The sequence below is a fragment of the Marinomonas hwangdonensis genome (assembly GCF_003721245.1).
GTDB lineage: Bacteria > Pseudomonadota > Gammaproteobacteria > Pseudomonadales > Marinomonadaceae > Marinomonas > Marinomonas hwangdonensis.
This window is the reverse complement of sequence record NZ_RIZG01000003.1, coordinates 1-12,209: the sequence shown is the minus strand read 5'-3', so window position 1 is coordinate 12,209 and position 12,209 is coordinate 1. Positions and strand designations below refer to the sequence as shown.

15 protein-coding genes are annotated in these 12,209 nt (G+C 45.2%); 11 read left to right on the top strand and 4 right to left on the bottom strand.

All coding sequences use genetic code 11. The features are described from left to right. Positions 1 to 26: 26 nt before the first annotated feature. The gene (locus tag EBI00_RS05680) at positions 27 to 287 is read left to right on the top strand and encodes a TIGR03643 family protein (RefSeq protein ID WP_421930364.1); all 261 of its coding nucleotides are present in this window, start codon (positions 27 to 29) and stop codon (positions 285 to 287) included. Positions 288 to 342: 55 nt separating this feature from the next. Here the strand turns inward: EBI00_RS05680 and EBI00_RS16270 are convergent, their stop codons facing one another. Beyond that, positions 343 to 798 (bottom strand): YebG family protein, encoded by a 456-nt coding sequence (locus EBI00_RS16270; protein ID WP_123094967.1) that lies wholly within the window; start codon positions 796 to 798, stop codon positions 343 to 345. Between the two features lie 127 nt (positions 799 to 925). Between EBI00_RS16270 and EBI00_RS05670 the strand changes: the two genes are divergently transcribed. The 6 genes from EBI00_RS05670 to EBI00_RS05645 all read left to right on the top strand — a co-directional run bounded on the left by EBI00_RS05670 (position 926) and on the right by EBI00_RS05645 (position 5,390). After that, positions 926 to 1,816, top strand: a complete 891-nt coding sequence (locus EBI00_RS05670; protein ID WP_123095382.1) for a mechanosensitive ion channel family protein — start codon at positions 926 to 928, stop codon at positions 1,814 to 1,816. After that, complete coding sequence (locus EBI00_RS05665) at positions 1,813 to 2,400, top strand: DUF1439 domain-containing protein (protein WP_123094966.1); 588 nt, start codon at positions 1,813 to 1,815, stop codon at positions 2,398 to 2,400. Before EBI00_RS05670 ends, EBI00_RS05665 begins: the two co-directional genes overlap by 4 nt. Before the next feature lie 101 nt (positions 2,401 to 2,501). After that, positions 2,502 to 2,981: an FKBP-type peptidyl-prolyl cis-trans isomerase gene (locus tag EBI00_RS05660; RefSeq protein ID WP_123094965.1), complete on the top strand. Its 480-nt coding sequence runs from the start codon at positions 2,502 to 2,504 to the stop codon at positions 2,979 to 2,981. A 178-nt stretch (positions 2,982 to 3,159) separates the two neighbouring features. Then, on the top strand, positions 3,160 to 3,528 hold the full coding sequence (locus EBI00_RS05655; RefSeq protein ID WP_123094964.1) for a hypothetical protein: 369 nt from the start codon (positions 3,160 to 3,162) through the stop codon (positions 3,526 to 3,528). Between the two features lie 3 nt (positions 3,529 to 3,531). Beyond that, positions 3,532 to 4,908, top strand: coding sequence for a class II fumarate hydratase (locus EBI00_RS05650; protein ID WP_123094963.1), 1,377 nt, complete (start codon positions 3,532 to 3,534; stop codon positions 4,906 to 4,908). 23 nt (positions 4,909 to 4,931) lie between these two features. Beyond that, entirely contained in the window at positions 4,932 to 5,390 is a 459-nt protein-coding gene (locus tag EBI00_RS05645) for a GNAT family N-acetyltransferase (RefSeq protein ID WP_123094962.1), read from the top strand. On the opposite strand, the gene EBI00_RS05640 is transcribed toward EBI00_RS05645, so the two are convergent. Continuing rightward, entirely contained in the window at positions 5,387 to 5,668 is a 282-nt protein-coding gene (locus EBI00_RS05640; RefSeq protein ID WP_421930363.1) for a DUF3820 family protein, read from the bottom strand. The two genes, EBI00_RS05645 and EBI00_RS05640, sit on opposite strands and share 4 nt — an antisense overlap. Before the next feature lie 185 nt (positions 5,669 to 5,853). Then, on the bottom strand, positions 5,854 to 6,744 hold the full coding sequence (locus tag EBI00_RS05635) for a LysR family transcriptional regulator (protein WP_123094961.1): 891 nt from the start codon (positions 6,742 to 6,744) through the stop codon (positions 5,854 to 5,856). Between the two features lie 192 nt (positions 6,745 to 6,936). Here EBI00_RS05635 and EBI00_RS05630 point away from each other — a divergent pair, with 192 nt between their 5' ends. From EBI00_RS05630 to EBI00_RS05615, 4 genes are all read left to right on the top strand, one after another. Beyond that, a complete protein-coding gene (locus EBI00_RS05630) occupies positions 6,937 to 8,052 on the top strand; it encodes an S-(hydroxymethyl)glutathione dehydrogenase/class III alcohol dehydrogenase (RefSeq protein WP_123094960.1) in 1,116 nt (371 codons plus the stop codon). An 80-nt stretch (positions 8,053 to 8,132) separates the two neighbouring features. Next, the gene (gene fghA / locus EBI00_RS05625) at positions 8,133 to 8,963 is read left to right on the top strand and encodes an S-formylglutathione hydrolase (RefSeq protein ID WP_123094959.1); all 831 of its coding nucleotides are present in this window, start codon (positions 8,133 to 8,135) and stop codon (positions 8,961 to 8,963) included. Positions 8,964 to 9,245: 282 nt separating this feature from the next. Beyond that, positions 9,246 to 10,406, top strand: a complete 1,161-nt coding sequence (locus EBI00_RS05620; protein WP_123094958.1) for an amidohydrolase — start codon at positions 9,246 to 9,248, stop codon at positions 10,404 to 10,406. Positions 10,407 to 10,574: 168 nt separating this feature from the next. Further along, complete coding sequence (locus EBI00_RS05615; protein ID WP_123094957.1) at positions 10,575 to 11,156, top strand: DedA family protein; 582 nt, start codon at positions 10,575 to 10,577, stop codon at positions 11,154 to 11,156. Positions 11,157 to 11,296: 140 nt separating this feature from the next. On the opposite strand, the gene EBI00_RS05610 is transcribed toward EBI00_RS05615, so the two are convergent. After that, entirely contained in the window at positions 11,297 to 11,932 is a 636-nt protein-coding gene (locus tag EBI00_RS05610) for an Abi family protein (RefSeq protein WP_123094956.1), read from the bottom strand. Positions 11,933 to 12,209: the final 277 nt, after the last annotated feature.

Sequence of the window (12,209 nt, the reverse complement as noted above, 5' to 3'; positions counted from 1 at the left end):
TTATGGCGATTACTTGAGGACAAATTGTGACTCCAGATGTTTCTAGAATCATTGAAATGGCGTGGGAAGATCGCACGCCATTCGAAGCAATACAAACCCTATACGGCTTGTCGGAACCGGATGTGATACTTTTAATGCGTCGTAATCTTAAGTCAAAGACGTTTAAGAACTGGCGCGCCAGAGTCTCTGGTCGAGCAAGCAAACACATGGCCCTTCGCAATCCTGAAATTACTCGTGGTTATTGCAAAACCCAATACAAGATAAGGGCCAACAAAGGGCGATCCTAGCGAGACCGTGGGTTTTCGTACCAGAATTATCAACGAACCACTAAGCTATGCCGCATTACGCGGCATCGCTCTCAACAAATTCTATTGTGTCATCGTGGTCAAATACCACATTACTTTCTTCTTCACTGTACAAGGCATCTTCGTCGGGCTCGATGATGAGGTCTTCCAGCGCTTTTTGTGGTGCCGTTTTTGGGCTAGCCTGTTTGGTGTCTACTTGCTTATTGTCATCTAGCTTGGATGGCGGTTTTTTGTTGGCCGCTTTTTTAGCATTCTGTGATGTCTTTTTCTTATCGCTTAAAATCGCTAAAACCGCGTCTTTTTGTTGTGCAAGATACATAGACAGCGCTTCTTTTTGAACTTGATCGCTGACCAATTCACTTTGATCTAGTACCTCGTATAGAGCGTCTGCAGTGTCTAGTAATTTGTCATAGGCATCGGCTTCTGCTTTCGAAGTAAAGGTCATTTTTTCGATTCCATCGCGTTCAACAACATATTTGATAATAACAGGCATGGTCCACCTCTGATAAATAATACTGTATAAATATACAGTGTTGTTTTCCTGCTTGTCTAGCGTTTTTTATTTGTTGATCACAGCAATGATTGGTAAAGTGGCGCTCTTGCTAAAGGAAAACGCGTTTATGCAATTTGACCTCTCACAATTTGATTTTTCTCAACTCAATTTTTCTTTCATCACAGACCATGTAGAAGTGGTGTTAACGCTGTCTTGGGTGGTGATGTTTTACATTGGTCGCCGCTATACAAAGCGCGCAATTCGGCAGAATAAGCGCATTGAACACGACAAAAAGCGCCAACGCATCAACTCGGTTGACAACATCTATAACCTGATTCTAGTCGTGGGTTTTATCATAATCTGGTCGTCCGAATTGCAAAATATCGCCATTTCCATTGCCGCTTTTATGGTGGCCTTGGTGATCGCCACAAAAGAATTTATCGCCTGTATCGTTGGGGCTTTTTATCGCGCCAGCACTCGACCGTATCAAGTCGGAGATTGGATACGCATTGCCAATTACGAAGGCGAAGTGACCGACAGCGACTGGTTATCTACCACCTTATTTGAAGTGGATTTAAAAGGTGGCACTTACACTTATACCGGCCGTACTACCGTGGTGCCAAACAGCGTGTTGCTTGTGCATACGGTGCAAAATCTAAATTACATGCGTCGTTATGTGACGCACACTTTTTCGATTTCTCGACAAACCGACGATGTGAATTTGTATTTAATAAAAGAACAAATCCTGGAAAAAATCCGCGAATACAGCGAGCACTTTCATGACGTCGCGATTCGCTATAACAGCTTGATTGAAAAGCGATTAGACATCAAAATTTCAGGGCCCGAACCCAGAGTTCGAATCACCACAACCCCAGAAGGGTTTAACACCTTTACCGTGTCTTTGTTTTGCCCGACGGAAGAAGCGGTTGAGATTGAACAAAAAGTCATCGAAGCTTTTATGGCGTTTTGGTTCGAAAAACGCGACGCGCGCGCGATTGCTCTAAGGGGAGAAGGATGAGACATTACAAGAGTATATATGCACTGTTGTTGGTCGTTTTGTCACTGCTGTTAACTGGCTGCAATAGCTTTATTGTCAGTGAAGAAGACGTCAATGCTGAAGTCACAAAACAACTGGCAGAGCAATCCACACACCAAATTACTCTGCTTGTAGAAGGCAATGCGCTTAACTTAGATTTACAGATTACCAGCGCTAAAGTCGATTTTACGGCCCGCGATGGCGGCTTGGTATTGGTCGATTTAAACAGCGACATGACAGGCACCTTGACCGCATTTGGCCAAGTTATATCGCTGACTACCGAGGTCAATCCCTCTTTTGAATCTGGGGTACGTCTCGAAGAAGATCGAATTTATTTAGTGGCACCTAAAATTACTAAAATTGATGTAAAGGGCGCCAGTTTTAGCGACAAAATGCTGCGTTCAACCTTAGGGGGATTACACGGTGACTTTGAAAAAGCCTTAGTGACCTACTTTGATGAACATCCCGTGTATGTGTTAAATAATTCCCCTTTTGAAAAAACCGCTGCCTCCTTAGTGAAAGGCATCATCATTAAAGAGGATGCTTTAGAGCTGTCGCTTTTTTAAACGCCAAGCACAGATTCTGTCTGAAGAGTCTAGGTAAGTGCATCCATAGTCACTATAATGGCGCGATAATTAACGATCGAATATAAGATTAAGGAAACCAGATGCCCATTACAGACAATCAAGTTGTTCAATTTCACTACACTTTGCGTCATGGTGAAGAGCTGATCGAAACCTCGGCAGGCAAAGACCCAGCGGCCTACCTGCATGGCCACGGTAATGTTATTCCAGGACTTGAAAAAGCCATGGAAGGAAAAGAAGTGGGCGACGAGTTTGAAGTAACAGTAGCTTGTGCCGATGCCTACGGTGAGCGCCATGAAGATCGTCAGCAACAAGTGCCAGTAAAACACTTACAAGGCGCAAAACGTTGGAAAGCCGGCATGGTCGCCATGGTTCAAACAGACAAAGGTATGCGTCAGGTGACTGTGGTTAAAGTGGGCTTGAAACACGCTACAGTCGATTTGAACCACCCATTGTCTGGCAAAGACCTGACCTTTAATGTTCAGATCGTGGATGCGCGAGAAGCCACCAATGACGAGATCGCCCATGGTCACGCCCATGGTGTGGGTGGTCATCACCACTAATCATTGAGTTATTCTGCATAACCAAAGCCCCTACGACGGACAGCCGAGTAGGGGCTTTGGCGTTTTTACGGACGAGGGAAATAAATTAATAAGAATCGTTATCAACTGCTTGACAGATTGGTGTTCCCCACACATTATTGATAATAATTATCATTTATATGCGAATAGGGAGAAAGCGATGAGTCATTATTTGGTGCCATTTTCAGTGCTCGAGCAAACCATTCAAGCTGGCCAGTGTGCAGATTCGCCCGATGTGCTCTACTATTACTTAAACGTGACGGAAGAATACGCTGAACGTTTGAGCATTAACGATGCGGTACGACTGCATCAGCGTGTGTTTTATGTGTTACTGGATACCGTCTGTGACACCAGCCTTGCGCTGCATTGGCGTCAAACCTGTTTAGACAAGGTGTATCTTCCTTTGTCGCATCTCAAACACTTAATCGTGACCTATCAAGACGCCAGAAACTACTTCAAAATGGAGCACAACCTGCGGATTTTGAGTCACTACTTTCTTTCTTCTTTTGAACAACAAGGACAATATTAAGCAATGAATATGCGTATTGAAAAAGACAGCATGGGCGAATTAGAGGTTCCAGAAAAGGCCCTGTATGGCGCGCAAACACAACGCGCCATAGACAACTTTCCCATCAGTAATGAACCGCTTCCAGAAGCCTTTATTCGCGCCTTAATTTTAATAAAAGCCGCCGCTGCTCGGGCCAATAAAGCCCTAGAATGCTTAACACCAAAACTGTCTCAAGCCATTCAAAACGCCTGCGATGAACTGTTAAACGGCGAAGACCTGATGCAGCATTTCCCCGTTGATGTGTTTCAGACTGGCTCTGGCACTAGCTCGAACATGAACGCCAACGAAGTGATTGCCACCTTGGCCAGCGTCTATTATGGATCTGTTGTGAATCCAAACGACCATGTCAATTATGGTCAGAGTAGTAACGACGTTATCCCCAGTGCGATTCATGTCAGCGCCACGTTAGAGTTGACCGGTCATTTGCTGCCCGCTCTGACACATTTACGGGACACCATTATTGAAAAAGGCGATTCGCTTGCGGGCTACACAAAAACAGGTCGCACTCATTTGATGGATGCGATGCCCGTTCGGTTAGACCAAACGTTTCATGCTTGGGCGGCGCAGTTGCAAGACAACATCGACAACTTAACTTACTTAGAAAATAAAACCACCCAACTTGCTCAGGGCGGAACCGCCGTTGGTACTGGCATAAATTCGCATCCAGAATTTGCCGACGTCTTTGCCAAAGAGCTGTCTGACTTAACCAAAGTCACCTTTACCAAAGGGCGTAACTTCTTTGCCCTGATCGGCTCTCAGGACACGGCGGTGGCTCTGTCTGGTCAGCTCAAAGCCGTAGCAGTGACCTACATGAAAATTGCCAATGATCTTCGTTGGATGAACTCTGGGCCATTGGCCGGGTTAGGTGAAATTACCTTACAGGCTCTGCAGCCAGGTTCATCTATTATGCCGGGCAAGGTGAATCCGGTGATACCAGAAGCCACGGCTATGGTAGCCGCACAAGTGATTGGTAACGACGCGGCGATTACTATCGGCGGGCAATCGGGCAATTTTGAATTAAACGTCATGTTGCCCATGATTGCTAAGAACCTACTAAACAGCATCAAACTACTGGCAAACAGCGGACAGCTTCTAGCCGACAACGCCATTGCAACGCTCAGTGTGAATGACGATAGATTGAATCAAGCACTGCATCGTAACCCGATTTTAGTCACCGCTCTTAATCCCATCATTGGTTATGCCAAAGCCGCTGAAATCGCCAAAAAAGCCTACAAAGAAGGTCGTCCAGTGGTGGATGTGGCCGAAGAAGCAACGGACTTAAGTCGAGAGGAATTATTGGCTCTGCTTGATCCAGCTAAATTAACCCACGGTGGGCTATGAGCCAGCATGATGGAAAAAAGAGGATGGATTCATTAAGTTTACGACCTGTTGAGATGGCCGATGCCGACCTTTTATTACTGTGGCGTAATGATCCAGACACCCGCCAAGCCTCTCATAATACCGATGAAGTGACGCTTGCATCGCATCTTGTTTGGCTTGAGTCTTCATTAAGTGACCTGTCAAAAAGGCGCTTGTGGATAGCCGCAGTCGATGGTGTCGCGGTGGGCACTTGTCGAGCAGATCGAATGGCAGGTGTTTGGGAATTGTCTTGGACGGTTGCACCAGAAGCGCGCGGAAAAGGCGTTGCTCACCGCATGCTGTCCAAAATGGTGCTGTACTTTGAAGAGCCGCTGGTGGCGCAAGTGAAAATTGGTAATATGGCATCGATAAAAGTCGCTGAACGCGCTGGATTTGTCTTAGATAAACAAGAACAGGGAGTGCTCTTCTATGTTTATCCTAATGCCTCTTTTAGGGCAGACTAGTCATCAAAGCGAATACGAACTTTCGGTTCGTTTGGCTTTTCCGCGGTTGGTTTACGCAGTGGGTCGACCAACTTTTCTAAGCCATTGATTTTAATTTCTAGCGCTAATTGTAACCATTGCCCTAGATTGCCATTCGGCCAACCTTCGTGAGCAAACCAGAGTAAATAGGCTTCAGGTAGATCGATTAAAACTCGACCTTGGTATTTGCCAAATGGCATGGTCTGACGAGCAACTTGAACGAGATCTTGTTGTGAAAACATGGGTTTCGCTTTATGCATTAGAGTGAGACCTTTGCACGATTACTGCGCTTAGCAAATACTTTGTTAAAAACAGACTCAAAATGCTCATTTATAACTATAAACTCCGCTTTCTCGTCTATTTTTGCCTCGTCTTGCCTTCGCTCATGACACCGTGCAAAGGTCTCAGCGTGAATAATAAGTGCGTGTATTTAAACATACGTGGCTTATTTGGCAAATGGCGGATCTTGTTTAAAACGCTGAATCAGGTAGTCACAAATACTTTGTAACTTTGGTGATGATTGACGAACTTTCGGGTAAACCAGCCAAACGCCGCTGTATGGATACTGATATTGCGTGAGTAGAGGGATGAGCTGACCGCTGGCGAGATCGTCGGATACATAATAATCTGGTAATTGTGCGATCCCCAAGCCTTTGCGCACGGCATCCAGCAAAGCTAGACCAGAATTGCTGCGCCACTGGCTGCTTACCTTTACTTCTTTACGTTGTCCATCTTGTTGAAATAGCCAATGACTTTTGGAACCGATCAAGCAACGGTGTTTGTTTAATTCGGCTAACGTATGCGGCATGCCGTGCTGATCTATGTATTCTCGTGACGCACAAAGGTATTCGACCCGATCACACAAACGTCGTGATAAATGGCTGGAATCCTTCATCGCCCCCATGCGAATAGCCAGATCATATCCTTCTTCGATCAAATCCACCGAACGATTGGTGAGGTGAAAATCCAGCTCAATTTTTGGGTGGTTCAATAAAAAGTCGTTCATCAAAGGCGCAATGTAACGTTCACCAAAGGTGGTTGCACAGGTCAATTTAAAGGAACCAATCGGTGCTTGATTAAGCGTGGAAATCACTTCTTCGGCACTGCTTAATGCTTCAGGTAAGCCTCGACAATGCTGGTAATACAATTCTCCTGCTTCGCTTAATCGAATACGCCTTGTGGTGCGAAATAGCAGTGTCGTACCTAGCTCGGCTTCGAGTTGAGTGATTAAGCGACTAATATGAGACGCCGACACGCTGAGCTTAATCGCTGCCGCCGAAAAGCTACCTTGTCTGACAACTTCGACGAACGCTTCCATGGCTTCCCAGTTCTTCATAGTCTTTTTGTACCGATAAATGAATGTGTGGCGTGATGATTGAGTTGTTACATTATAACTCAATTCAGTGTTTTTAAAATGATTGTTGCTGTATGGCAATAATCATTTTCCAAATGGGAGATTATCCTTGTAATCATTTGCGTCTACACTGGCGGTATCGAAAATGAATTTAAACACACTTTGGAGTGCGCTATGAAATGTAAAGCTGCTGTTGCTTGGGGCCCAGGCCAACCACTGAAAATTGAAGAAGTTGATGTTCAAGATCCGCAAAAAGGCGAAGTACTTGTTCGCATGGTCGCAACAGGCGTTTGTCACACAGACGCGTTCACCTTATCTGGTGAAGATCCAGAAGGTGTGTTTCCTGCGATACTAGGCCATGAAGGTGCTGGTGTGGTTGAAGCCGTAGGCGAAGGCGTTACGACGCTTAAAGTGGGTGATCACGTTATTCCTTTATACACAGCTGAATGTGGCGAGTGTAAATTCTGTAAGTCTGGTAAAACTAACCTATGTAGCGCGGTTCGTGAAACTCAAGGTAAAGGCCTAATGCCAGACGGTACAAGCCGTTTCAGCATTAATGGCGAGCCAATTTTTCATTACATGGGCACATCTACCTTCTCTGAATACAGTGTTGTTCCAGAAATTTCTTTAGCGAAAATCCATGTCGATGCGCCACTAGAAAAAGTCTGCTTGCTAGGTTGTGGTATCACCACGGGTATCGGTGCTGTACTAAACACGGCGAAAGTGGAAGAGGGCGCAACGGTTGCTGTGTTTGGTTTGGGCGGCATTGGCTTGTCTGTTATCCAAGGTGCTCGCATGGCAGGCGCTTCTCGCATTATCGCTATCGACATCAACGAATCTAAGTTTGAAATGGCGAAACAATTCGGTGCGACTGATTGCATCAATCCGAAGAAATTCGATGCGCCAATTCAACAAGTGATTGTTGAGCTTACAGACGGTGGCGTGGATTACTCGTTCGAATGTATCGGTAACGTGCAGGTAATGCGTCAAGCGCTTGAGTGCTGTCACAAAGGTTGGGGCGAATCCATCGTCATCGGTGTGGCTGGTGCGGGCCAAGAAATCTCCACGCGTCCATTCCAATTGGTCACCGGTCGAGTCTGGAAGGGTTCGGCTTTTGGTGGCGTAAAAGGTCGCAGCCAATTGCCAGGTTACGTAGAAGATTACATGAATGGCAAGATCGAAATTGACCCATTCGTGACACACACCATGCCGCTTGAGCGCATCAACGAAGCGTTTGATTTGATGCACAAAGGCGAGAGTATTCGTACTGTCATTCTGTTCGATAAGTAAGCTTTCGATAAATGATCGTAATGATACCGTATTGATAAGCCCGCTAAGCGGGCTTTTTTAACACATCTAAGGAGACAGCGATGGAATTGTTATCCAGCACCAAAAGCTTCGGCGGTTGGTTGAAGCGTTATAAGCATGAAAGCTTGTCAGTGAAAAGCGAAATGACCTTTGCTATTTACCTGCCGCCACAAGCCGAAACGCAAAAAGTCCCTGTTTTGTATTGGTTGTCAGGTCTGACCTGTAACGATGAGAACTTCACCCAAAAAGCGGGCGCATTTCGTAAAGCAGCCGAGTTAGGTTTAGCCATTGTTTGTCCAGATACCAGCCCACGCGGCACGGACTATCCGAACGAACATGAAAGCTACGACTTTGGTTCTGCAGCGGGTTTTTACGTAAACGCCACGGTTGAGCCTTATTCGAACACCTACCACATGTACGATTACGTGGTGCAAGAGTTGCCGCATTTGGTCGAAGCGAATTTCCCTGTGACAGACAAGCGTTCTATCTCTGGTCACTCAATGGGGGGGCATGGTGCTTTGATCTGTGCGTTAAAGAATCCAGGCAAGTATCAATCTGTCTCGGCTTTTGCGCCAATTGCGAATCCAACCAACTGTCCTTGGGGCGAAAAAGCCTTCACCGGATACTTGGGGGAAGACAAAGCCACTTGGAACGAATGGGATGCGACTTTGCTGATAGAGAAAGCAAGTGAGCGCTTACCTTTGTTTATCGATCAAGGCGAAGCCGACAACTTCTTGGTAGAACAACTCAAACCAGAAGCCCTAGAAGCGGCCTGTGAAAAAGCAGGGCACCCAATTACCCTACGTCGTCAACCGGGCTACGACCACAGCTACTTTTTTATCGCCAGCTTCATCGACGATCACCTAGAGCATCATTCTAGAGCCTTGGGTTAATTACTGAGTTTGTTTTTTTATAGGAATAGGCAAAAGCGATCCACGGGCCGCTTTTTTAGTCAGGGGTAGTGCTTGTTAGGAGGAGGCTTAAACTAAGCGGAGGTAACAAGCCAGGTTCCCCAGCCTATGGTTGTGAGTTTAAGGTGCTGGGCGAATATGGGTAATTGGATTGGAAAGTCATCTTGGATAGTGGCAAGAAGGTATTGATTTACTTGATAGCTTTAGTGTCCACTGTAAGGAAGTAAAGGATAGAAATCTTTAATCTAATTAACAGGCCTAATCATGCAATCTTTTGATGAGTTAATCGCGTTACGTAAAACCCTTCATCAGAACCCAGAGCTGTCTAATCAAGAACAAGCCACGGCGGTTCGGATTTTGAACGAATTTCAAGCTTTCTCGCCAGATGAAGTTATTACTGATCTTGGTGGAACGGGGCTGGCGTTTGTCTTCAATGGTGCTGAAAGTGGTCCAACGACCTTGATTCGTAGTGAGCTAGATGCACTACCAATCCAAGAAACCAATAGTTTTGCGCATCGCTCACAAGTGAAAGGCGTTTCTCATAAATGCGGTCACGACGGGCATATGAGTATTGTGACGGCATTGGGTGCGGAGTTTGCGAAACATCGTCCTAAGAAGGGACGTGTTGTGTTGTGTTTTCAACCGGCAGAAGAAACCGGTATGGGCGCGATTCAAGTCGTAAACGATGCGCGTTTTGCGGCTCTCATTCCTGATTATGCTTTTGCTCTGCATAATTACCCTGGCTTAGAGTTAGGCAAAGTTGCGGTGCGAGCAGGTACGTTTAATTGTGCATCTCGGGGCATGATTATTCATTTAAAAGGTAAAACTTCCCACGCAGCGCATCCGGAAAACGGTGTCAGTCCTGCCAATGCCATGTGCCAAATTATCCAAGAGCTAAACTCACTGCCAGCAAAGATTCCGCATCAAGCAGGCGTTGGTCGAAATTGGGTGACGGTTATCCACGCCAAATTAGGCGAAATTGCTTTTGGTACTGCACCGGGCGATGCGGTGGTGATGGTGACGTTGCGCAGTGAAAGTAATGAAGGTATGCAAACTCTGGTAGAGGAAGCCGAGCGCTTTTCTCATGCTGTGGCAAAGAGTGAAAACCTGAGTATTTCATTTGAATACGATGATGTATTTCAAGCCAGCGTTAACTCTCAACAAGGTTGTGATTTGGTGGTCTGTGCTTGTGATAATACGCAAACGCCTTTTGTATTATTAAATGAACCAATGCGTTGGTCAGAAGATTTTGGTCAGTTTACTGCCACCGCAAAAGAAGGTGCTATGTTTGCCTTGGGCGCTGGGCAAACGAGCCCGCAATTACATAATCCAGACTACGATTTTCCTGATGGTTTGCTTCCCGTTGGTCGAGAGTTGTTTTTGGATATTATTCGTCAAATAAATGGTTTGGAGGTTGTTGCATGATTCAATATCGCGTTGCTGCTTCCGCTGAGCTTACTGATGTAAAAGCCTTACTGCCCAAGGATGTTGAATTGCGTTAAAGCTTAATCATTTCCTGAACTCTACACTTTACATCGTGTCTTATGTCTTTCTAAAGTCATCATGCGATAAATTCAATAAAAAGGGTCTGTAATGGATGTTTTGCTCAATCTACTCGACGAATATGGGCATCTTGCTTATGTGCTGCTTTTTTTATATTGCGCGATGAAGAGCGGTGCCTTGCCATTGTTTGCTGGGATGGGCGCGCAGTATGGGTACTTAGATTTATCTTTGGTGATGTTGGTGGTGTTTTGTGGTGGCTATCTAGGGGATGAGTTGCGTTTTTACTGGGTGCGACGTTATGGGGAGGGCTTTATTACGACTCGACCTAGGCTGGCTAAACTCGCCAGTAATGCAAAACTCTTGCTTAATCGTTATGGGCTAATTTACATGTTTATCTATCGTTATCCAAAGGGTATGAGAACGATTGGCGCCATTCCCGTAGCCTTAACCAAGATAAAATGGATTAAGTTTACTTGCCTCAATGCGGCATCCGCGGCCCTGTGGACAGCCATATTAACCGGAGCCGGCTTCGTTTTTGGTCGAACGTTAGAAAACCTTGTCAGCCAGCAGTGGGGCGTATTTAGCGTTGTGCTGTTAGTTGTCTTTTTAGCATTGTCCTATTTAGGCTGGCGGACTGTTAACGTCTCTTCAAATGATAAACCCCAAACCTGATCTCGCTGTTGGGGTTGGGTTGATGATGCCGGGTATGATGTATCGGCACATCGGTAACATGTCAATCTGTCTCGGCCTTTGCGCCTATTGTTAACCCAACCGATTATCCTTAAAAAGCCTTTAAATACTGCTGAAAGCCCCTAGGGCCTAGTGAGTAAAAGGTTTCTAACTTGGTAGTGTTGGCAGGCCCAATCTGATGTATCGGTACATCGGTAACGTGTTAATCGCTCGATTTTGTCCATAATTGAGTTAATATTTTGATTAATTATTGGCTCGTGGTGTGCGATTCGGTTTCGAAACTTTCTGATTTTCTCCAAATCATTAAAAATACTGCCTCGTAACTGATTGAACGGCATGTTGACTGGAGCATTTGGAAACAGTGAATGTAAATGCTGCTGCCAAAACTGTTGATCGTAGTTGCTGACAAACATTTGTTGCCAAAAGTTAAATGTGAGTTCTGGTATAACTTTGCTTGTACGGTTGTTGATACTTCGTTTGTCACGAGCTTTTGTTAATTCGTCTCTGTACCTCCGAGGTAATGTCAGTTCCAAACTTCGTTGCCATGGCCACTGACCACCAAACTGTGATTCAAAAATTTCAGCGATTGCATTCCTAATCACAATTTCGCAAATATGCATAGGTACAAGCAATGCAGCAGACACTTGGCTGTTCCAAATGTAAAGTTCTAGAGCCTTTGTCTGATCTTGGTTGGTTACACTCAGATAGGTAGCCATTCTCGGACGAGAGAGCGTTTTTAGAATGGAGGTGTTAGGCACTTGATATCCTTATCGATGCTTATTATCCGGTTACTTTACATTTATTCATGTTATTCGAACAACCATTGGACTATGTGTGAATAAAAATTTATTAGCAAAAATTTCTAGCACATCAAAGATAGGCTAGAAATTAAGAAAAAATCAAACTATACTTTTGCAGTGAGCTACTAGGATCGTGGGTTAAAGCCTCCCTTGTAGACAATTGAAAAAAAGCCCGTGTCCTTGGATGCGGGCTTTTTTTATATCTATGTCCCATCCTAAAATACGTTGACATAAA